This window comes from Sporosarcina pasadenensis, from assembly GCF_047228845.1.
GTDB lineage: Bacteria > Bacillota > Bacilli > Bacillales_A > Planococcaceae > Sporosarcina.
Map to the genome: position 1 here is coordinate 22,516 of NZ_JBFEGM010000008.1, position 23,430 is coordinate 45,945.

Consider the following 23,430-nt stretch of genomic DNA (forward strand, 5'->3'; position numbering starts at 1 on the left):
CTATTCCTTCACCTTCCTTAATTGAAAATACACGAAGACAGAAATAATCAAGCAAAGTATGCTGATTGTTATTTTGACAATTGTAAGGTCGAAAAACAACAGAGGTAGTGCTACAGCATTTATGATTAATTCCATGTGAGGCACATCAATACCCAAAATACCTAATATGACAGCACCTACAACGATACTAGCGCTGCATAATCCAACAATAAATAACCATTTTACAATATGTAATAGTACAATAATCGTCCTCAACATTATATAAACCTCTTTCTGACACAAAAACAATTTTAGGCTACTTTCCAAACTAGTAACACAAGTAAATAAAACCAGTTTGATCCTAAAAATACTTCATATGCTTGAACCGGAGTGGATGTTTTATGAAATAAAAATCTTTGAAACTATTTTCGGATATCTCCGTCTATACGTTGCTAACCAGACAAGAGAGGAATTGAAATAATAGGGGGTAAATTCATGAAAACAAAGTTCACTGTAACTCTAAATGATCAGGAAATGAAAAAACTCAAACTAGTGGCAGAAATGTATGGGAAGGACATTTCGGCAATCGCAAAAATAGGTGTACAGCTATACCTTGACCGATTTATCGATTTTGTAGTAGAAGAATTTGAAGAGATAGAAGAAGGAAAAGAGAGATACTCCATTTTGCATTAGAACATCTTGGCGTGGCGGTGTCTAAAGAAGGCTGAGTTTAACATCCGTGCATCAGATTCTTATTTTTGAAAAATGGCATTTGAACAGGCATTGCTTCATACAATATATTTGAGGTGGATAAATGCCAAGAGTAAAATACCGGGATTCAGATGTCAGTTTAATGGCAAGGATGATGAGGGCGGAAGCCGAGGGTGAAGGACAACAGGGGATGCTGTATGTCGGCAACGTCATTGTAAACCGCGCCGTAGCCGATTGTTTGGATTTTCAAGACGTAAGAACGATTAACGATGTCATTTTTCAGGTGCAGGGAGGAAATTATTCTTTTGAGGCTGTTCAAAAGGGGAATTTATTTTACCAACGGGCGAGAGAAACTGAAAGACGATTAGCAAGACGGAATTTGGAAAACTGGAGACAACATCCAGCGAAATTCGCGCTTTGGTATTTCAATCCATTCGGTCCTTGTCCTGCAACTTGGTACAACCAACCGTTTACGGGCCAATTTAAACAGCATTGCTTTTATGAACCAATCGCGGGAACGTGTGCAAGTGTTTATAGTGGGTAGGCTTTCGATGTAGGTTCTGGTGCCTGTGCAACACACAATTCAGTAAATACACTACAATTGTATAAAGAAAATGAAGAAGTCAACCATATCAACACCCGGTTGGCTTCTTTGTGTATTTATATACATAACAATACAAAATTTAAAATGCCACTTAAACTATACTATTACTCTGTAAATAAAAAAAGTAACCACGCATTGCTATGGTTAAGGTAGCAAGGTGGTTACTTCAGTTTACACTCTTCTCAATTCAATACTCGTAAGTTCCTCCGCAATCGCTTCCGTCAAATTCTCCGCCGTCTTCGGGACGAATGATTTTAAAATGGTGTTGATCACCGGACCCTTCAACCCTTTAGCAACGATTTCCAAATTCCCGTGCATTTCGGTTTTAAAACGTGAGATGGATTCCGCTTTAAAATACCCATTACCCGCAAAGTTTTCATTCAACCCAGTTAAATCGAATGTGACTAGCGTCGGTTCCTTCCATTTAGTGATGTCAATTTGCAACTTCACTGTCTTTTGCATGACGCCGAGATCACCTTTAAACGTCCACGTCGATTGCGTGTCACTTAGAATTTCATGCTCGATATATCCCGGGACAAGTGGTGCCCACCTGTTCATATCACTGACGAAATCCCATACCTTTTCAATGGGGATATCCAATTCTGTCGTATGTGTACCACTAGGCATCTGATCGTTCCTCCTTTATGTTGTTAGAACGTTTCCATGTCGCTTATAGTACGCACCGGCACGTACCCAATATGCATTCTCGTTAACTAGCATGCCCGCCAGCATCCTGATAGCTCTGTTATTTCTATCTACTATTTCAATACCCCCTTATCTGTCCGGGAAACGATTACGAATCCGTCACATATAAAATCACTTGATGCTATTGAGTTGAAACCTAGTCCTTGAATAGGACGTATAGAATAGCGACTACGAAAAGTAAGGGTGAATGGAAATGAAAGTAAACCTAGCGCTTCGCTTTATGTTAGAAATGAGTGGCCTAGTAGCAGTGTCATACTGGGGCTTTCAAAGTGGTAGCAGTTTTCTAATGAAGGCAGTTTTAGGTATAGGCTCGCCTTTCCTAATGGCAACAATTTGGGGTATCTTTATCTCACCTAAGGCTCCTCTGCGAGGCAAAGGTTCCGGGCGAGTAGCACTTGAACTTATCATTTTTGGTGTAGCGGCTTTCGCTTTATATGATGCTGGACAGCCAACCGTAGCAATTATGTTAGCAATCTTAGCGGTAGTAAGTAGTATACTGAACCACCTATGGGAACAACATAGGTAAGGAAGTATAGGTTCTGGTGCCTGTGCAGCACACAATTCAGTAAATACACTACAATAGTATAAAGAAAATGAAGAAGTCAACCGTGTCGACACTCGGTTGGCTTCTTTGTGTATGTATATACTTTAAGTTGAATTGTCATAAATGTGTGGTGCACAGGCACCTGTTAAATAGTAAATATATTCTAGTCTAGAAAAATTAAAGGGCGGGTAGAAGATATATATAATTAGGAGGTAGTTTATATTGAATAATCATATTGTTGGTGTATATGAAAATGAGCAACAAGTGGCTGGAGTTATAGAGGATTTAAAAAAGAAAGGCTATACAACTGAAGAGATTTCAGTGATTGCTAAAAACACAAAAAACCTGCCTGCCATCGCACAGGAAGTAAAACCTTCCACTAAGGACGGAGCGATTGCTGGAGCTGCAACTGGAGGAGCAATTGGTTTAGCAGGAGTGATAGCAGGGTTATCCACTGTATTGATTCCGGGATTTGGTGCTTTGTTGGCAGCAGGTCCTATACTTACAACAATTGGAGGGGCAGTCGTAGGGGCCAACTCGGGTGCTGGAGGATTAAAGCACGCGCTTATGGAAATGGGAATCACGGATGATGAAGCTGAACGCTATTCAAAAGATGCTGAGGACGGTAAAATCCTTGTATTCCTTCATCCGAAAGAGTGAGGTTGGATTGGAATTAACTAAATAAGATATGTATTATGAAGTGATTCACAATCAAGAAAAGGATGATAACATTGCCTCCTACCCCCCTCACAGCGAGAGAACGTGCTGCACTAGAGGAGTCGATTGTCTTTCGAGTTTTTGCGATGCAAGAGAAACCCGGGATGCCAAAGCATTATTATTATGACGGAAGGAGTCGGGAGCTTATTGCTTCTGACTCTTTTTCTTTTTAGTATTCTCTAGTTAGGTAACTCGAATGTTAAATTTCTTAATATTCAATCGAAAATTAATAAAGATATGATAGACTAATAGTAGCAACGGCATATAGCGGATGGACGGTTGGCACTCCCCTAGAAAGGGGGTGTTTACATGGTGACATATGAAGCAATGAACATGATGTTCCAATTTGGAATATTTATCGCAACAGCTGGACTAGCGATCGCAGCAATCATTGCTCTAGACACCAATAGAAAAAAGTAACCACCCACCGCTAACGACCAAGAAAGCAGGGTGATTACTTTTTGTGACACTTTTATTTCGCTACTGGTCAACCGCTCTTCTTGCGGTATGTCCGTTGCATCGTGATCGGATGTTAGTGCATCCGGTCTTTTTTATCTTACGTATAGTTTAACACAATTAGACGGAAGTTACACGAATATTGAGCGAACGAAGAGGATAATCATCTTCGGTATATAGACTTGCGGTAAAAGCGGAATTGAAAGACAATGGAATTAATGAATTTTTTAAAAAAGTTGGTGTGCTTATGATCATATATGAATCTACAAAAGAACAATTTGTAGGGGATGTCGTCAATGAATTGCTAATTGACCGTCTCTACAATTCCTATCAAAAGAAAATAGGACGTACCTCTAAAGCGGAGATTCGCTCATGGGAAAACTCCTTGCAAAAGATGTCCAATGTCATGCAGGACGATGAAATTCCAAATGACGCGTCAGTTGCGATTGAGTTTAACATTCCTAACACATCTAAACGAGTGGACTTTTTAATTGCCGGCAATGATGGCAAGCAAGATCATGTTGTCATTGTGGAGCTGAAGCAGTGGGAAGAAGTCGAAAAAGTCACCTCTAGGGATGCGATTGTAAGGACGTATTTGGGCAAAGCCAATCGTGAAACGACTCATCCTTCCTATCAAGCGTGGTCGTATGCTGCGCTCATTGAGGATTTTAATGAAAACGTGCAGGAAAAAGAAATTCAGTTGAAACCTTGCGCGTATTTACACAATTACAGGAAAACAGAGGATGACCCTTTGACAGATGTTCATTATCAAGACCATCTCGAAAAGGCTCCTGTTTTTACTAAGGGCGAAATACAAAAACTTCGCTCATTCATTAAGAATTTCATTCGAAAAGGTGACGAAAATCACCTGATCTATCAAATTGAAAATGGAAGAATACGACCTTCAAAATCACTGCAAGATGCGTTGAACAACATGCTGAAAGGCAACGAAGAGTTCATTATGATCGACGAACAAAAAGTGTTCTTTGAAGAGGCATTTCATAAAGCAATAGAAGCCGTTAAAACGGATACGAAACAAGTGATGATTGTGGAAGGGGGACCTGGCACAGGTAAGTCTGTGTTGGCCATAAATTTATTAGTGAAACTGATTGACCAAGGGCTTGTCACGATGTATGTAACAAAGAACTCAGCCCCGCGGAACATTTACTCCACCAAGCTCAAGGGGGATTTCAAGAAATCCCATATCGATAATCTATTCAAAGGGTCCGGCAGCTTTACAGAAGTGGATGACAATGAATTTGACGTATTGATTGTAGATGAAGCACATCGGTTAAACGAGAAGTCGGGGATGTTCCGTAACAAAGGTGAAAACCAAGTGAAAGAATTAATTAAAGGGTCTAAGTTCACCATCTTTTTCATTGATGAAAATCAAAAGGTAACATTGAGTGATATCGGCAGTGTCGACATGATCAAACATTATGCAGAGCAATACAATGCCGAAGTTATCTCATGCGAACTTACATCCCAGTTCCGTTGCGATGGGTCTGACGGGTATATCGCGTGGCTAGATGATGTACTTCAAATTAGAAATACGGCAAATAAGAACGACTTAGGAATGGATTATGATATTAGACTATATGATGATCCAAATGAAATGCTTACGGAAATTGAGAGATTGAATGAACGAAACAATAAATCCCGTGTAATGGCGGGGTATTGCTGGGAATGGCCGAAAGAAAATCGCCAGGACGTAGAACACCATGATATCTCTATTCCTGAGCACGATTTCGGAATCAGCTGGAATATAGAAAACACATGGGCGATCGAAAACTCCTCCGTTAGAGAAGCAGGCTGCATCCATACTGCGCAGGGATTGGAGTTTGACTATGTTGGCGTAATTATCGGTGACGATATGCGTTTTGAGAACGGACAAATTATTACGGATTTCACAAAGCGTGCAAAAACGGACCAGTCTTTAAGAGGAATTAAAGGAATTGCAAAAGAAGACCCAGAAAAAGCACATGCATTGGCCGATCCTATCATTAGAAATACGTATAGGACGTTAATGACCCGTGGGCAGAAGGGGTGTTTTGTGTTTTGTACGGATTCGGCATTACAGGCGTATTTGAAGGATAGGTTGGAGAGGGTTTCGTTGTATCGGAAAGAGAGGGAGGAGACGTTGTATTTGGTGGATGAGGGGGAGGGTTATCGGACTCTAGATCGAAAATAGTTTATGTTGAAATGTAAAAAGGAATGGATAGAATACTGTATTTAAGTTAAGGGGGTTGCGAATTGCCTACTTATAAATCTGAAACTGCAGGATATATATTTGCCGCCTTATTTGGAGGTATTGGTGTACACCACTTTTACTACCGAAACTACATTAGGGGGTTTGCATACTTATTATTTTGTTGGACATTAATACCGGTAGTTCTAGGCTGGATTGATTTATTCTTTATAAAAAAGTGGAACGATAGGATTAATGCCCAAATTAAGGCTGGTTTGATCAATTCTCCTGATAGAAAAGTTACCCATAATCCTACTACATTAGAAGATATGAAAGGTAATGCAAATAAAACAGAAAAAGAAGTAGTAGCTTCACCTAAAAAAATTGTGAAAGAGTTAGCTTATGACCATAGCTTATACAATGAGCAGGACATCATACTTTCAAAATATGAACACCTTCAAACGCCTAAAAAAATAGAAGCCGATGTTCATTCCTTAGTAAATACAAGGAAAAGTAAAAATAGAGGCGACATTGTTATAACCTATTCGAGCAGTCAAATAGACTTCGCAAGAGATTCATTTAGTTATAGAAATAAAAGACAAAGTAAATGTCAAGAAATCCCTCTGAAAGAATATTGGACAACCTTTAGCAAATTAAATGATAGACAGCTTAAATGGTATTTTTATTGGAGGGAACAAGCTTTAAAAGGAAATTATTTGGACGTGGATTTAAGCTACCTTATTTTATTCTCATATGAACTAATTAATTATACTTTTCATCCCAAAGCAGCCTTTAACGTAAGCATGTTAGTTAGGTTGCATGACAATTATATTGGGAGAATTCCTAACGTAGCGAATTACTTATCAGATTGGATTGCCGATATGTTACTGGAATTGGGAGAAGGAGAACTAGCGAAGGAATGGCGGGATGACTTAGAAATGATTCCCTCATTATATATGCAGTTAGTTGAAAAAAGAGAGGTACTTGAAAAAATCTCGATTACAGCATGGAAGCCTTATATCCAAAACTATCGTGAGACGGTATTTTTTTTAAATAACAAGAATAAGGTTTACAAAACTTTCAAAGAAAGTATCCCACTACTTAGAGAATATTATGAAGAACAGGGAAGCAAACTTGAGAATGTTTGGTTTGAGAAAGTGACACAACGCAATGTAAGACCCCTTTTTAGGAGTGCTGTTCTAGCCAGAGATGTTGACGATGTCCATGTATATACAACTAACTATATTCCTACCGAAAGACTCTACAAAGAAATAACTGCATTGTTTAAGCTTGCAGAAAATGTTACCCGTTCACTGAATGGAGAGAAGCGTGAAATAAAAGTCGAGGATGGTATATTGCCAGACGATTTTAAACAAGAGATATTTGAAAGACTCGAAGAAGTGAAATCTGCTAATAAGCGTTTCAAAGTGGTACAGGAGGAGAGCGGTCCTTCATCTGGAAGTAAAATTCCTCACCCTACAAAAGAGTATGAGCCGAAGGAAGAATCGAATCATAGTAGTCGTGTCGCTAATATTCGATTTAATGATGAGATTATTGAAGAAATAGCAAAGGCGAATGAAGATTTGCAGAAAGAGTTTTTGGCTCTCTTTGATGGGAACTCAGGGAGCAAGGAAGAAGATGAGGCCGTTAACTCAAAACCTGAAGGTAATAATGTTCTTTCAAAACAAGGATCGATTCCAAGAATTGCTGATGACGGAGGTCTTAATAAATTTATAGAGTCATTGACAAATATGGAGGTGGAGTTTTTGTCCCAGTTCGAAAACGAACAACTTAACAGTGAAGAGGCAAAGTTGTACGTGAAGCAACAGGGACAGATGCTTGGAATGTTCTTGAGTACATTGAATGAAAAGTCGAATGAATTCCTCGGAGATAATCTTTTGGAACAGCAGGGTGAAAACATTGTTATCTATGAAGAATTCGAGCAGTGCCTACCATTGGTAAAGGAGAGAGGGAAGTTTGAAAATTAATAAACGCGATTCTACTGCTATAATAAATTCGTTGTTGGGGGGAGTCGTGCCTAGTAGAGGGCTGCAATATATAATGGTAGGTCGTGCAGAAGAAGCCAAACAAATTCTTACCGATTTATCCGATGTAAAGAGCGGTTCCTCTATAATAAAGTTTTTTATTGGTCCCTTTGGGAGTGGAAAGAGCTTTATCCAAGCTTTAACACAGCAAATTGCTTTTACAGAAAAATTTGTTGTTACAAAAGCGGACTTTACGCCGGAAAGAAGATTATATGGCGGTGAAGGAAAGGCGGTCGCAATTTACACTGAATTAATGAAAAATATATCCACGTCTACAGTGCCAGATGGAGGAGCCCTTCCAACAATATTGGATAAATGGATCAGTGAAGTGTTGTCTTTGGTTGTTAGAGAGAAGGATTATCGCGCTGTAGAATTCAATAATCCAGAGTTCGTTAAGGATGTTGAAGCAGAAATCACTTCTATTGTAACTAAGATGGACAGTCTAACTGGCGGCTATGACTTTGCACGTATACTAACTCTGTATTTTAAAGGTTTTATTGAAGATAATACTGAAATTCAACGTAGAGCCATACGGTGGTTGCGAGGGGAATATAGTACCAAAACTGAAGCTAAAGCAGATTTAGGAGTAAGAGATATTATTAACGATAGCAATTACTATGATTACATCAAAGTGGTTTCTCAGTTTGTTAAGCAAATTGGCTACTCGGGATTGGTAATTAATTTTGACGAAGCAATTAATCTTTATAAAATTACACACCCTCAGACACGGGATAAAAATTATGAAACCATATTAAGGATTTACAACGACACCTTGCAAGGAAATATGGAGGGATTATATATAACATTCGGTGGCACACCCGAATTCTTGGAGGATGAACGTCGTGGGCTGTTCAGCTATGGTGCATTAAAACGACGTTTAGAGTCAAATCCGCACGAAACGTCGGAATTTCGGGATCTTACCCAGCCAGTTATAAAGTTAACGCCTCTACAACATGATGACACATTTGTTCTTCTTCGGAATCTTAGAGATATCCATGCAGGACATTATGGATATGATGTTGATATTAGTGATGAAGAAATTAAGAACTTTCTTCGCATTGAATATTCGAGACCGGGTGCAAATATACACTTAACAGTTGGTGACATCATTAGGAAGTTCCTAGGGGCTCTAAATATAATCCATCAAAACCCTGATTTTAATCGTTCTGAAATTTTCGGAGAAAGAGATGTACCTGCAAACGCAGTATCTAATATTCAGTCGCGATTTTCAAGGACAGAAGGGTAGAGATTACCATGAGCTCCTTCGAGTTGTTGTCCGAAAGTATTCAGAAAAAGATTTGGGATATGAAATGGAATAGTTTCACCCAGATTCAAGATAAAACCATACCTATAATCCTAAATACAAATAAAGATGTGGTTATATCATCAGGGACGGCATCCGGGAAAACCGAGGCAGCCTTTTTGCCAATCATTTCTCTAATTGAGAAGAAGGCGGCCTCAACATTAAAAGTACTATACGTATCGCCACTTAAAGCACTAATTAATAATCAATTTGGGAGAATTGAAAAACTTTGTGAGTATACAGATATCCCAATTCATCGCTGGCATGGTGACATTAATCAAAGTCAAAAGAAAAAAATTATTAATCAACCAGCTGGAATCCTTCAAATTACACCAGAATCGATTGAAAGTTTATTTATAAATAGAACAGGACAGCTGCTACAAATTTTCCAACACTTAGAGTTTATTGTTATTGATGAAATTCATTCTTTCATTGGGAGTGAGAGAGGTGTACATCTCCGCTCCTTATTATCTCGGATTCAAAGTTACACACTAAATCCACCTAGAATTATAGGATTATCAGCTACTATCGACAATTTTGAACTCGTGAAACGATGGATTAATTTTAGCAATCCTAAAACCGTAGAGATCATTGAGGCTTTAGATAGTGATAAGAAATTACTATATCACCTGATGCACATACCTACGGACGAGGATAAAAGAATTCCGGTTGAATTATTTGAGGATATACGCGAATTGACTAGGGATCAGAAAGCAATCATTTTTTGTAATAGCAGAGGTAACGTTGAAGAGACTACAGTGTTTTTAAATCGGCTAGCCGAAAGAGAGAAAATGGGGGAAACATATTACGCGCATCATTCTTCGATAGATAAAAAGGAAAGAGAATTTGTAGAGAAAACAATTATGGAATCTAAACTACCTAAAAGCGTGGTAGCCACAAGTTCATTGGAATTAGGAATTGATATAGGGGATATCGACGTTGTTATTCAATTGGATAGCACGTTTACTGTATCTTCTTTAAAGCAAAGGCTAGGCCGGTCTGGTAGAAAGAAAGATGCAAACCAAATGCTACAGCTATATAGCACCAAGGAAGACAGCCTTTTACAGTCCTTAGCCGTTATGGAGTTGGTACTTGAGAAATGGATAGAGCCCTCTGCTAATTACCCATTTCCGATAGACATTGCATTCCATCAAATTATCTCTATTTGCCAAGAGACAAATGGTGTAAGTAATAGAGAACTACTGGATATAATTGGATTAAATCACATCTTATATACCCTAGATAGTGTGAGTCTCCAAGCATTGATCAGCCATATGATTGAGCGAGATTACTTAGAAGTTGTTCGAGGAAAGGATGAACTAATCGTTGGGATTGAAGGAGAACGGATATTAAGGAGTAAGGAATTTTACTCGGTTTTCATAACACCTGAAGAATATGAAGTCTTATCCGGGATTAGAAGGATAGGTAAACTGGACAAATCACCCTTCATAAGTGCTGGAGACAATATTATACTAGCAGGTAAATTGTGGACCATATTAAATGTCGATGCAGATAAAAATAAAGTATATGTAACTAGCGCAGTGAACGGAAAACCTCCCCTGTATGTAGGTAGTGGAGGGAAGCTGCACAAAAAAATCGGAGAAAAAATGTGGGAGATTGCTATTTCTGATAGAGAGTTCTCATATACGAACGAGGAAGCTACAAATACGCTCAATAGCATGCGTGCTAAGTACCAGCATTATGGATTTTTGTCGAATCAGAGGCCAGTTTGGATAGATAAAGAAGAGATGTTGATAGAGACCTTTACTGGCACAACAATAGCTCAAACTCTTGGTTGGATGTTAAGAGCATTTGGTGTAAATGTAATAGGAATAGATGGTATTGGGAGAATTAGAATTAAGGGAACTCCTGAAATCAATACTATTTTAAGCAAAATTCAGCAAAAAGACTGGCAACCGGAAGATTTATTGCCACATACCAAAGAAAATGAATATTATTCCTCAAAGTACTCATTTTATTTACCAAAGAGCTTGCAGGATAAGATTCATATGGCTCATGAAATAGATCTTGTATCAACATTGGAATATTTAAATAGGAATGCTTTTAGACAAATTGTATTGGCTTAAGTTATCAACCAGTTCCTGATTGTCTAGCGTTAAAATGACAATCACAATAGATTTTATAACTGTATATAATAATCAAACACTGCTTACAAAAACCATCATTGAAAGTGTAAACACAGGAACGAAAAACACTAAACTCGACAAGGCGATCAAAGCGTTTAATTATGACCCTGTGAGTGGAGCATGGAATAAACGAGAGATCGAGAGAAGGGCAAAAGCGTTGAAAGATTTGGCGGAACATATTTGGTTTAAGTTCTAATGCTTAAACACAAATGATCCATCCTTTGAGTGGGAGCTCAATAGGATGGATTATTTTATTACTTGTTAATGGGAAACCAAGATATTCAATTTAACAAACTATCAATTCGTATTTGCATATAGTGTATAAATTCATCTTTGAATTTTAAAGTGTCACGTAATACTTTAATTTGTGCTGAACTAGATAGCTGTTCAAATCGTTTCACCTTTTTGAAAAAGACTTGTAGGAGTTTTCGCTTTTCATCAGTCAGTCTTTTATTATTACCTTGTGGAAGACCTGCCCGTTTGTACAAAAATGCCTTCACATCATCATTAACAATTAGGCTGCTAATCCAGTTTAAAGTATTTACTGTGGTGTTTAAGTTTATATACTTTTTGGGAACTTCTTGATTGTATTTGTAACCACTTAACTCCTTTTTGGTTAATCCAGTCATATTTTCGATTCGTGGTAATGATAGGTTCCTGATTTGTGGCTTGCTTAAAACACGCTCTTTGCTAGTGGAATTAGAGTCGCCTTTATTTTGAAGTCTACGAAGGATCTTGAGATATTGGCCCTCTCTTCCTGTAAACGTTTCAACTATACAAGGCACGGACTTAAGAGGATCTTTGTTGGCGATGAATGAGTAAACGTCATATCTGCCAACTAAAACATATTCGTCTTTATGGGGATATTTTTCAACAGGGAGAATTAAATCAAAATAGTCGAGGAAGTAAAGGTTGTTTTTCATCCGTTTATAAAAAACCTCTGTAACATGTGGTTCAAACAACGTTTTAATCTTTCGAAGCGGAATCATGATAATGTCAGGCCCCGGGTAAGTCTCAGCCCTCACTTTCATATACATACCTCCTTGTAGCATGTATATGGGATATGTAAGTTGTCCTATAACTATGATTTATTATGAAGAAACATCAAAAGAGAGCATGTAACACATGCTCTCTTTACCATAGTAATAGCGCCAGTTTTGCCGCTATTACCCTCAAACCAACACTCCGAGCTCCTCAACATCCACATAATACCCAAGATACTCCATAAAGATCTCCTTAAGCTCCTCTTTCTCCAACATAGGAGACATCACGACAGGATAGGCTTTATTAAACTCCAGAAGGACTTGTCGTCCCACCCGTGGATCATCACCTAAGTCATCGCGCCAAGTTATTTTCTTCTTCAATACACTGGATAATTCTAATTCATCAACAATCGACAAGATATTAAAGACAAATTCTTTGTTTCGGAAGACTTCATATTTGATCATATAGTTATAGAGGTCCAAGTTGTCGACGATGACCTCGTAATAGTGTTTGCGGGTTGCTTCGTCATCGACTAGATCGGTTATATATTCTGCTCCAATTACAATCTTGTAAATGTAGTTTTGCCAGTCAAAGTTCTTCAACACAATATTGTTGAAGTTAGAAATGCTTTCTGTAATCTCCGGGTATTCTCTAAGCAGGAAATCCCTTTTCTTTAAGACGAGCAATGAGTGCCAAAATTGCTCGTCAAAGTGTAGCTCACGATTGCTCGATAGATAGTGATTCCCGACTGTTTCAAATGCTTCTAAGAATGAGCGCTTCCTAATTCCATCGCTCCTAGATGCTATGTAGATGGGGAAGTCAGGCGCATCTTTTATATAGACGGTTTCATCGGTAAAGTAGTCATCGTTGTTTTCGATTGTGTCGTTCAAGAAGTCATTGTAAAACTGTTCGTTTTTCTTGTAGCCTTTGCTTAGCAGTTTAATCTCCACTTGCTTCCAATCCTTTCACAGCTGTCGCGTATTTTTCAATGACGCGGTCGGAAATTTTGTAGATCACTTCGTCAAGCGAATCGACATCTAGTTCGTATACCATTTTCGCTTTCATGAGTCGATACAGCTTGGCATCCAGCTGGTCCGTCGGCAATTCAACCTCGTCTAGGTAGACATGGCCGTCTTCTCCATATTCAGGATTGGTCGCGAAACGGTGCAATGCTTTCTGAAGTCCCATATAGATGTACGGGTTATTTAACGTACCGCTCATCGGCATGCCAGCGAATTGCAGATCTTCATTTTTGTAATGAATGACAATCGTTTCACTGCCGAGTTCCACTTTAATGTCAGATTTTAATGCAGGGTCAATCTTCCGTTCAAATAGATCGAACGGTTTTGTAGAGCTGCCTTCGAAAATGACGGTATTCGAAAAGCCGAGAAGCGCATGTTTTGGAACGACGATGTCATCTTTGAATTCTCGATAGAAGTCGTTTACGTCTTCATTGTCACGGAATGAAATGTCAGTCATCGCTTGAATGCTCATTTGAATAGATGTTCGTGTGTTGATGGATAAACGTGATTTCGCAATTTCGATAGCACGTTCATCTGGCTGCAGTTTGAAGAACTTATTATCCTTCGACTGGATGATTAAGAAAAGCTGAGCCTGCTTTCGAGCGAGAAGCTGTTTTAGAAAATCTGATTCTACTTCGTATTCGATATCGAATCGATACGTATCTGTATTCTCTTTCAGATCAACGTTCAACGTAAATCCGCCGCTCTCATAACTGTTCGATGTATTCGTGAGCACTGGGTAAGGGAAATTGGCATCCTTTTTGTAAATCATTTTACACCTCTATATAATAGACGAATTTCAATGCGCGGTTGTAGTTGTTTTTCAGATCGAAAGTCAATTCAGCTAACCCTTGCTTGATCGTCACGTGATTTATTTTATTGTTGTTGAGTGAGCATGTTGAGCCTGTCGATTTATCGATGACTTTACTGAAATTATCTTTCAGTTTGAATGCGCTTCTGTATTCTTGGCCCATGCCGTCAATAATGGAAATGCTGACGTTGCATGTAGCAGCTTTTTTAACTTCCTCATTGCTAGAAAGGTTGAATCGTACAATTTCTTTATTCCCCATAAGCAAACGCTCTACAGTGTTCGGATGGACGTTAAAAATACTAACTGGCTTGTCATCGGTTGAATCGCTATCATCCGCAGATCTATCCCTTTTCACGGGTTTGATCATTGGCGGTGTCAGTTTTTTGCGGCCGCCAGGTTTCTTTTTATCTTGACGAGATGGTAGATCATCATCCATTTTGACAACCGGTTTCTTCTTATCGATGACAACTGCGCCCATCGCTTTCGATAATTCTTGCTTAAATTGAATTTCAGAAACGTACAGCAAGTCTTTTGTATCCATTTTGCCATCAGTTGGGTTATGTTCTTTCACCGCTTCGTCAATGACAGCAGTCATCGCTTTTGACAAGTTGTTAATGAATCGCTTCGCTCGTTTCTGAAGCACGGGATCTTTGATGTGATCATGTGTGAGCTCGGTATGCGACTCGTTTTCTAATGACTTTAAATACGCATCTTCTTTCATTCCGCCGATTAAAACAGCGTTAAAAGGTTGGTTCGCTTTGTTCTTCACTTTTTTATCTTCGATCTTCATGCCAATTGTTCTAACAATGGCGACTCGGCCTTTTGGTATTTCTTCGTCATACCTGAAATACAGATTGAATTCGTAATCGTCTTTGCCGTCGGATACTTGAATCGTGCGGGCAGGCTGTTCCAAATAAGTGCTCACATAAAGAGGGGTGAATACATGCTTCATGTCCGCGATATTTTGGTTGTAGTAATCCGGGTTTTTCACATAGTCCTGAATGTTGTCGGCGTTAATCATTCTGCCATTGACGTCGACTTCTAATTTATTCAGTAGAATCGAAACGAAGAAGCTGTCGCACACGCTGCGAATGATTTCCGTTTCATCGCTATATTCTTTGCGTAAAAACGGGATAATGATTTTTAATCCACGTGTTTTCTTTTCGAACACTTCATGGAAGGTGTTCTCGAAAGGATAGAACTTTGTTTTATTGGAATCTAGGTATTTAATATCTGCGAAGTAGCCTGTGGAACGGTAACTTTGATCGTTATAGTTATGTTCAATTAGCTGGACGGTACCGCCTAAATGCTGATCTCCGTTGGCATCGCAGTTTGCGAAATACATGACATTTAAATCGGAAGCAGCGTTGGAAGCAATTTTACCAACTCCATGAGATCCGCCGCGAGACGTTTCGACAGCTGCATCCTCTTCCTCTGAATGGACACCTTTGTTATAGGCGTAAATCGCCCACGTGTCTTTCGGCGAATGACTCTGGCCATTTTTAGCTCCACTCAAGCCTCTCGTATTAGAGTCTTCGAAAGAGATATAGTGGACCTCTTCTTCCTCAGACGTTTTCACCATATGTTCTATGGCTTCTTTTGTATAACTGTTGCGTCCTTTCAAGCAATGGATGCGCTCGATTACTTCCTCAATGCCTGGGACGTCTTTCTTTTTAATCGTGCCAGTTGTTATCGTGAACTTTACCGGACCTTCATAGCCAAGCAACCTTCCATCCAACGAGTTCTGGATGTTTTCACGGATGAGCCCAGCGACTTTCAAGTTATAAAAACGTTCAAGGATTTTATTGAAATTGGATTCTTCTATATTAGGAATCGGGGAGAACTGCCAATAGGACATACTGCACCTCACATGGGTTTTCTTATTTTAATAGCTAATGTCTTGGATCTAAGACATTGTATTAAAGTATAGGGGAAAAGGTGCAGCGGATCAATGTATCTCGTAGTATTGTTTTAGGTAAGTTAACCCATGAGACCCTAACGGTATAAATACGCCCTCAACCAAAATAAAGGAAAAGGGTGTGTTTTTCGTCCTGTTCAATTAGTAGTAAAATCCTCTAACGTATCTACTATTCCTCGAAAATGAAATAGTTATCGATATAACAATTGAAATCTGGATTTTCAAAGTCTGATTACATCCGGAAAATGCTAAACGCCGTATTAGAATTAAAGGTTATATGGTAATATTGTTGCATGTACTTTTATATAATTAAAGGTGAGAAAAGTATGATGAGATGTAATTCATTTTTAAGAAAAATGATGAAGAGAAAAATAAACCTTATAAATTCGGTGACTAAATAGACTTGGCAATGAAAAATACAGTGAAGGAGCGGTAAAAATGTTTTTATCAGACAGTGATATTAGAGCAACAATTCACTTGCTTTTAAAGCGTATAGAATTACCAGCGCGATTAATAAAGGATTTAATAGGCGAGGAAAAACATCACAAAATTGCAGATTTTATTAATGAAGTAGAAGGAAGAAAGGCAACTGATGAAGATCTACTAAAAATTATGCTAATGGCAAAAGGACCAGAATTTTTTGCAGGGAGTTCAGAAGCTATTCGGGAAATTCGTCGCCATATGTTGAGAACATTGCCGGAAAACAAATTAATAGATTTGTATAACAACAATCCAGTGTCCGGTAAAAAAATTACTTCACCTTCTTATATGATTAGACCGCTTTCAGAAAAAAGATGGGTAAAAGGCGGGAGGTGGGCCCGCCAATTTATTGCGGCATTTAATATCCCAATTATTTTTGCAGGGATAGCATCAATTAAAGACCATAAAGCAGATTCAATTATGGATATTGAACCGAGAAAGCAAGTGCCGCCACTCGCTGAATTTCAGGTGGGAATTAAAAATGAAATGTTAACCGTATTAAATCGTGATAACACAGATGCTAGGTGTATTGTTTCGTTGCCAACGGGAGCTGGTAAAACACGTGTTGCGGTTGAAAGTTTTATTGAATGGATGCAACCACGATTTTCGAATGGAAAGTATTTGTTTTGGATTGCTCAAAGTGAGGAGTTATGTGAACAAGCGATAGAGTGTATTGTCGATATGTGGCAAGACAAAGAGTTCCCGGAATCATTAAGGGTTTATAGATATTTTGGCGGCCATAAGTTCAAGCAAAGTGATGATTTGGTCGGTGGTGTTGTCGTTGCTAGCATTCAACAGCTTCGTGCACGTATTATGTCGAATGACGAAGCATTAATTGAAATGCTCCAAGGTACTGGGGCGATGATTATTGATGAAGCACACCATGCCACAGCGAAAAGTTACCAAATATTATTTGCAAAAGCCCGTGAACTGGTTGGTGAGAGTTTGTTTCCGATTTGTGGATTAACGGCGACCCCCGGTAGAAGTAACGCAGAAACGATGGAATTAGTAAGCGAGTTTCAAGCGAATCTAATTCATCCAACCTTTAAAGATGATGTGATTTATAGTGAGAATCCATTGCAATATTTTAGAGATGAAAAATATTTGGCCATACCTGAATATATTTTAATGCAAAATGAGGAAGAAATTATTGTCGATGAAGAAGATTTGGATGGCGAGCAGGAGTTCACTAGCGAATTTTTACAAACGTTAGCGAATGATACTGCACGTAATGAATGGATTTTAGATTCTTTAAGAGCGGTTCCGAAAGGGGCATCAGTTTTGGTTTACGCGTGTACAGTGGATCATGCGGAAATGTTAGCAATGTTTATGAATGTAGTGGGAAGAAAAGCTGTGTCGATATCTGCGAATACGCCGAAGGCATTAAGGCGTTCGTATATCGATGCCTTTAAAAAGGGAGAAATCGAGTTTTTATTTAACTACGGGGTTTTAACAACAGGATTTGACGCACCCATTACAGATCATTTGTTTATTTTGCGTCCAACTTCAAGCAGTATTTTATATGAACAGATGGTAGGGAGAGGTTTACGAGGTCCGAAGTTTGGCGGGACAGAGAGTTGTAAGATTGTGGATTTCTCTCAAAATATTATTGTACACGGCAAGCCACTTGCGTTTGCGAGGTTTACAGATGAATGGAATATTGAAAAAGAATATGAGGTGATTTCATGAGTGTACTTACAAAGGAGTTACAAGACTTTTTAAAAGCAAATAATAATTTACATATTAACGATGTTCGTAAAATTAACTCAAAATGGACAACTGCCAAATTAAAACGAATTGTTAATGAAAATGATCATCTATTTGAGATTGTAGATGAGAAAGTTTCACTCGTTCAGGAGAATGCAACTGATCAGGAAAATCATCCAGAAACGCGTAAGCAAGTGGTGGAATCATTAAATCGATATTTGGTTGGTCCGTTTGAAGAAGAGGAAGTGCTTGGAAGCCGTAAACAACCAACTGCCCTTTATTTATCCGGAAAGTTGGTTCCTTTAGGTTCAGGAAGTGAAGTTGTCAAAGAAGAGGAAATGGATGTAGCAACAAATGTGGAAGCGACAGACGAGGAATTAGATGAATATATTGGGGACCGTAAATTATTTCGTCCTTCGTCAATGGGCTTAAGTTTTAAAGTGAAGGAACCTACGACATTAACCGTTAAGGCAAACTGGGCAATGTACGAAGGCGAAGTGCATAAGAGAGTACCATTCGAAGAAACATGGACATTGAAAATTGATAAGGATGACAAGGTCACGCTGCCAACTCAATTGGATGGAACGCCGGCATCTGTTTCGTATCGTATCATTGAAAGAAATGGATTTTTTAATGTTAGTCTTTTTTTGACGAATCGGTATAAGCGTAATAACCAGTATCCGAAACAAAATGAAGTGATGTTTCAAACGAAGCTCACGGTAGAGGTTCCTAATGAACATATTGCAGCATTCCATTCAAAAACTGACCCTTTAAGGGTTCGGGATGAACTGCTTTACCGGGACCGAGAAGAGATCGCGATTGGTCATGGTGTAGGAGTGATGTGGGAACAAAAACAGGGTGTGTATTCAATTAAAACGGTTTGGTTGCCTTTTTATGAATTACCAGTGATTGAACATGCTAATTTCGAAGAAGTTGAATTAGGGATGAAACGATTATCTGAAATGCCGGTAGATGAATTGAAAGTGTCAATGTCAATAATTCCAGAGCTTTATAAATCTTGGTTGGATGGTCAACGTGAAGTGATTGCGTCCTTAGAACCGCGATTACAAGTAGAAGCAAATAAGATTGCCGGCCAAGTAGAAAGTATTATATCTCGAATTGAAGATGGAATAGCAGCCATTTCTTCTTGTGAAGATAAATTAGAAGCCTTCCGATTTGCGAATCGGAGTATGATGATTCAACAAGCACAATCAAAAGTAGCGCATGATTACCGAGTGCTATCTAAACGCGTAAACCCGCAATATACAGGGAAATGGAGAATTTTTCAATTCATGTTTTTATTAATGAATATTGAAGGTGTATCTTCTCCAGAACATGAGGATCGTGAAGTGGTCGACTTAATTTGGTTTCCAACGGGTGGAGGAAAAACAGAAGCTTACTTAGGCGTTGCGGCTTATTTAATTGCATATAGGCGATTGATTTCAGAGATCGATTGTCCAGAAACGTATGCAGGTGTAACAGTATTTATGCGTTATACACTTCGCTTATTGACGATTCAACAATTTCAACGTGCAACTGCTTTAATCTGTGCGGCTGAATATATTCGAAAAGAGCAAACCTATCGTTATGGTACAGTTCCGTTTAGCATTGGTCTATGGGTTGGGGACAATTCATCACCAAATAAATTAGTGGATGCGAAAAAAATACTTGAAAAGCTTGAAAAGGGAGAAGAAGTTAAAGAAAGCAATCCGATGCAGTTAACGCACTGCCCATGGTGCGGAGAAACGTTATTGCCTTCAGATTATACAATTACAAACGACGATCAAACCATTCATTGTCATAATGTGTCTTGTGAATTTCATCATGAACCTATACCAGTTTATACAGTTGATGATGCGATTTATCAGCATGTGCCGACGATTTTAATTGGGACGGTAGATAAGATTGCTCAACTTCCATGGCGTGCAGATATGTTTGAGTTATTTGGCCATAAAAATATACAAAAGGATCATTATTTTCATTATGAAGAAAAGGGTACGAAAAGAGGTTATCGTACAATTAATCATTTAAAGCCACCGGAATTAATAATTCAAGATGAATTGCATTTAATATCCGGTCCTTTAGGATCTTTAACGGGACTTTATGAAGTGACAGTAGATTTGCTTTGTAAACAAAATGGGCGCGGTCCGAAAATTATCGCGTCTACTGCAACAATTCGGGGGGCAGATGAACAAGTTAAGGCGTTATATGGTCGTAAATTAAGTCAATTCCCGCTTTCTGTAACGTCGATAGATGATAACTTTGTATCTAAAACGGTTCCGGTTAGTGAGTCGCCCGGCCGTTTGTATATGGGTATTTGTTCACCTGGAGTTAGTGCAAAGATTCAAGCGATCCAAACATATGCGGCACTCGTTGATATCACAAGAAAAATGGATAGGTCAAAAATCGATCCTTATTGGACTTTACTCGGCTATTTCAACACTGTGAAAGAACTTGCCGGAATGACTACAGCTTTCAAAGATGAGATTCCGACACGATTGAATATGTTAGACTCGAAAAAATCTTATAATCCTTATCTGGAAATTGAGGAAATGACAAGTCGTAAAGCTTCGAAAGAGATTCCAGATTTATTGTCACAGATGGAAATCACGGTTGAAGAGGAAGGGACGCTGGATGCAGTTCTAGCAACGAATATGATTTCAGTGGGCGTAGATATTAACCGGTTAGGTGCGATGGTGGTACATGGACAACCTAAAACCACTGCGGAATATATTCAAGCATCGAGCCGAGTGGGAAGACGAGATCCGGGGCTGGTTTTGACAGTGTATAATTCACTAAGGTCACGTGACTTATCCCACTTTGAACGATTTGTTCCTTATCATCAGGCGTTGTATCGCCACGTCGAACCGATGAGTGTCACACCATTTTCTACAGGCGCACTTCACAAAGGATTAACGGGGGCATTCATTGGCTGGCTACGTCAAATGATCAAGGAGATTAGTCGGGAGCAATCAGCAAATGCATTTGTTAACGATGAAAATATAGAGGAACTCGTTCAATTGTTTATCGGACGAGTGAAAAAGACTGGAATAGATACGGCTGAAATTGCAGGATTAGTAGATGAAATCTTGTCGTGGTGGGAATCGATGGCGCAAGCTTACCCAGAAAATTTTTCATACCGAGAATCCCGCTATACGCGTGCGCACCTACTAAAAGATTTTTCGAAGAAGGCGAAAAGTAGAGATGCAAGACCTGCTATGAACTCATTACGTAACGTTGAAGGGTCAATCGAAGTAGAGGAATGGAGGTCATAAGCATGACAACATCGTTTGGAACAATCCGTTCAAGTCAATTAATTTATCATTATGGGCCGGGTTCAATTGCCGATTTAAAAGAAGGTACTGTAATGCCTTTGGCAGTTGATAAATGGAACCTATATGATGCGATTCATGAAGTGGATAAGCGAATTACGAATGTTTTAAAAATAGATCATGTGAAATTAATAAGCGAGGAATCTGAATCACTTAGGGTAAAGGCAGTTCGTTTCCCAAAATGGCAGATTTGCCCGAGTTGTGGAATGATGACTGAATGGAATCAAACACACTGTTATTATTGTAAAAAGGATAGTGGGAAAGAAATTGATTTGTATCCGAGTCGGTTTGTAGTGGCGTGTGAAGCTGGTCATATTAAAGATTTCCCTTATAACGAAGTCGTTCATAAAGGAGAATCTTGTTCACATTCAACACCATTATTGAAATTAACCCGTCGTGGAAATTCAGGCTCACTGTCAGATCTAGTAGTTGAATGTGTTAAGTGTAAAAAGGAAGAGCCTCTCGGAATGATTATGCAAAAAGATGAGATGAAAAAGTATATGTCTCAATGCAGTGGCAATCGTCCTTGGCTTTTAGATAAAGTAGAATGTACAAATCCAGTTGAAACTCATTTAAGAGGTGCGTCATACCTATACTCTCCATCAATTGTTACCTTTCTAAAAATCCCTTTAACCGAAATAGGCTTTTCCAGGATTGAAAGTTTTATTCGTGAGCGCAGAGAAGATTTTACTAGAATGAAAACAGAAGAAGAAAAAAGATTCTATCTTAAAATGTTTGGTCAGATGAAGAAAAATGAAATTGACTATGCGTTAGCGTTATTAAATGATGAACCTGAGCAGATTTCTTATGAATCAATTCGAAAACAAGAATGGCGAACGTTGGAAAGTGGTACAAGAGATGATTTACATGGTACTGGCTATAAGGCAACTGAAATGCTAATACATGAATCAATAAAAGGTTTGTTTTCAACTATTACAAAAGTCGATTCTATGCCGGAGATAAAAGTATTACAAGGCTTTACACGAATGGATTATTCGGACCGCTTTGAAGTTCAAGAGCGGGAGAAATTACTTCCTGTTACAAGTAACACAAACGTTAATTGGTTGCCAGGCATAAAAAATATTGGTGAAGGCATCTTCTTTAAGTTTAATGAGCAAGCTTTGCAGCAATGGGAAAGTGACTTGGAAGAAGTCTATAATGGCCCAATTAAGAGATTTAACGAAACTAGGGAAGAAGAAGGGCAAAAAGTAATGGACTATTCACTTCGTCATATGATGATTCATACATTCAGTCATGCAATGATTGAAGAGTTTAGCGCACATTCCGGATATCCGACGACTTCTTTACAGGAAAGAATGTATTGCGGGGATGGAATGTATGGGGTATTAATCTATACTTCTTCGGGTGATGCAGAAGGAAGTTTAGGCGGTTTAATCAACCTTGCTACACCTGATAAGTTAAAAGCAATTCTGTTAGATGCGCTTGAACGTATCGTTTATTGTTCGGCAGACCCACTCTGTTCGGATGTGGAGCACGGCCTACATTCAACTGCCAACGGAGCTGCTTGTCATTCATGTAGTTATTTGTCCGAAGTTTCGTGTGAATGGGGAAATGTGTTGCTAGATCGTCGTTTATTAAGAACGATTAATCCGCATGAAGAGACGGGTTATTTTGATGAATTGTTTGCATGAGCAAGTGATGTACTAGGTCTGATAGTAATTAAATAACCAAGACCCCTTTCAAATTCATTCGGATTAAAAGGGGTCATTTTTCATTTGCGGAGGACGAAAATAGTTTTAGACGTGATTATTTCGCA

Annotated in this window: 17 protein-coding genes; 12 read left to right on the forward strand and 5 right to left on the reverse strand. The window is 38.7% G+C overall.

The genetic code is table 11. From position 1 onward, the window contains the following. Positions 1–474: 474 nt before the first annotated feature. Positions 475–672, forward strand: a complete 198-nt coding sequence (locus AB1K89_RS11965) for a hypothetical protein (protein ID WP_413054944.1) — start codon at positions 475–477, stop codon at positions 670–672. 121 nt (positions 673–793) lie between these two features. Then, a complete protein-coding gene (locus AB1K89_RS11970; RefSeq protein WP_413054945.1) occupies positions 794–1,234 on the forward strand; it encodes a cell wall hydrolase in 441 nt (146 codons plus the stop codon). Between the two features lie 231 nt (positions 1,235–1,465). Here AB1K89_RS11970 and AB1K89_RS11975 read toward each other — a convergent pair whose 3' ends face one another. Then, a complete protein-coding gene (locus AB1K89_RS11975; RefSeq protein ID WP_413054946.1) occupies positions 1,466–1,921 on the reverse strand; it encodes an SRPBCC family protein in 456 nt (151 codons plus the stop codon). A 271-nt stretch (positions 1,922–2,192) separates the two neighbouring features. On the opposite strand from AB1K89_RS11975, the gene AB1K89_RS11980 reads away from it, so the two are divergent. The 7 genes from AB1K89_RS11980 (at position 2,193) to AB1K89_RS12010 (ending at position 11,339) form a co-directional block, all read left to right on the forward strand. Next, on the forward strand, positions 2,193–2,525 hold the full coding sequence (locus tag AB1K89_RS11980) for a YrdB family protein (protein WP_413054947.1): 333 nt from the start codon (positions 2,193–2,195) through the stop codon (positions 2,523–2,525). A gap of 240 nt (positions 2,526–2,765) precedes the next feature. Beyond that, on the forward strand, positions 2,766–3,203 hold the full coding sequence (locus AB1K89_RS11985) for a general stress protein (protein WP_413054948.1): 438 nt from the start codon (positions 2,766–2,768) through the stop codon (positions 3,201–3,203). A 366-nt stretch (positions 3,204–3,569) separates the two neighbouring features. Further along, positions 3,570–3,680, forward strand: a complete 111-nt coding sequence (locus tag AB1K89_RS11990) for a putative holin-like toxin (RefSeq protein WP_413054949.1) — start codon at positions 3,570–3,572, stop codon at positions 3,678–3,680. A 283-nt stretch (positions 3,681–3,963) separates the two neighbouring features. Next, the gene (locus tag AB1K89_RS11995; RefSeq protein ID WP_413054950.1) at positions 3,964–5,907 is read left to right on the forward strand and encodes a DNA/RNA helicase domain-containing protein; all 1,944 of its coding nucleotides are present in this window, start codon (positions 3,964–3,966) and stop codon (positions 5,905–5,907) included. Positions 5,908–5,969: 62 nt separating this feature from the next. Continuing rightward, entirely contained in the window at positions 5,970–7,892 is a 1,923-nt protein-coding gene (locus AB1K89_RS12000) for a TerB N-terminal domain-containing protein (protein ID WP_413054951.1), read from the forward strand. Then, positions 7,882–9,195, forward strand: a complete 1,314-nt coding sequence (locus tag AB1K89_RS12005; RefSeq protein ID WP_413054952.1) for an ATP-binding protein — start codon at positions 7,882–7,884, stop codon at positions 9,193–9,195. The genes AB1K89_RS12000 and AB1K89_RS12005 overlap by 11 nt, the downstream gene beginning before the upstream one ends. 59 nt (positions 9,196–9,254) lie before the next feature. Then, positions 9,255–11,339: a DEAD/DEAH box helicase gene (locus AB1K89_RS12010; RefSeq protein ID WP_413054953.1), complete on the forward strand. Its 2,085-nt coding sequence runs from the start codon at positions 9,255–9,257 to the stop codon at positions 11,337–11,339. A gap of 341 nt (positions 11,340–11,680) precedes the next feature. On the opposite strand, the gene AB1K89_RS12015 is transcribed toward AB1K89_RS12010, so the two are convergent. The 4 genes from AB1K89_RS12015 to AB1K89_RS12030 all read right to left on the reverse strand — a co-directional run bounded on the left by AB1K89_RS12015 (position 11,681) and on the right by AB1K89_RS12030 (position 16,074). Then, complete coding sequence (locus AB1K89_RS12015; protein ID WP_413054954.1) at positions 11,681–12,430, reverse strand: hypothetical protein; 750 nt, start codon at positions 12,428–12,430, stop codon at positions 11,681–11,683. 141 nt (positions 12,431–12,571) lie between these two features. Then, the gene (locus AB1K89_RS12020; protein ID WP_413054955.1) at positions 12,572–13,333 is read right to left on the reverse strand and encodes a hypothetical protein; all 762 of its coding nucleotides are present in this window, start codon (positions 13,331–13,333) and stop codon (positions 12,572–12,574) included. Further along, positions 13,323–14,177 (reverse strand): hypothetical protein, encoded by an 855-nt coding sequence (locus tag AB1K89_RS12025; protein WP_413054956.1) that lies wholly within the window; start codon positions 14,175–14,177, stop codon positions 13,323–13,325. The genes AB1K89_RS12020 and AB1K89_RS12025 overlap by 11 nt, the downstream gene beginning before the upstream one ends. Position 14,178: 1 nt before the next feature. Then, positions 14,179–16,074, reverse strand: a complete 1,896-nt coding sequence (locus tag AB1K89_RS12030; RefSeq protein WP_413054957.1) for a hypothetical protein — start codon at positions 16,072–16,074, stop codon at positions 14,179–14,181. Positions 16,075–16,572: 498 nt separating this feature from the next. Here AB1K89_RS12030 and AB1K89_RS12035 point away from each other — a divergent pair, with 498 nt between their 5' ends. Genes AB1K89_RS12035 through drmB form a run of 3 tightly spaced genes read left to right on the forward strand, consistent with a single transcriptional unit; the run spans position 16,573 to position 23,305 of the window. After that, complete coding sequence (locus AB1K89_RS12035) at positions 16,573–18,303, forward strand: DEAD/DEAH box helicase (RefSeq protein WP_413054958.1); 1,731 nt, start codon at positions 16,573–16,575, stop codon at positions 18,301–18,303. Further along, positions 18,300–21,596 carry a DISARM system helicase DrmA gene (gene drmA, locus AB1K89_RS12040; RefSeq protein WP_413054959.1) on the forward strand — a complete coding sequence of 1,099 codons (3,297 nt, stop codon included), beginning with the start codon at positions 18,300–18,302 and terminating at the stop codon, positions 21,594–21,596. Before AB1K89_RS12035 ends, drmA begins: the two co-directional genes overlap by 4 nt. Positions 21,597–21,598: 2 nt before the next feature. Next, complete coding sequence (gene drmB, locus AB1K89_RS12045) at positions 21,599–23,305, forward strand: DrmB family protein (protein WP_413054960.1); 1,707 nt, start codon at positions 21,599–21,601, stop codon at positions 23,303–23,305. Positions 23,306–23,430 lie beyond the last annotated feature (125 nt).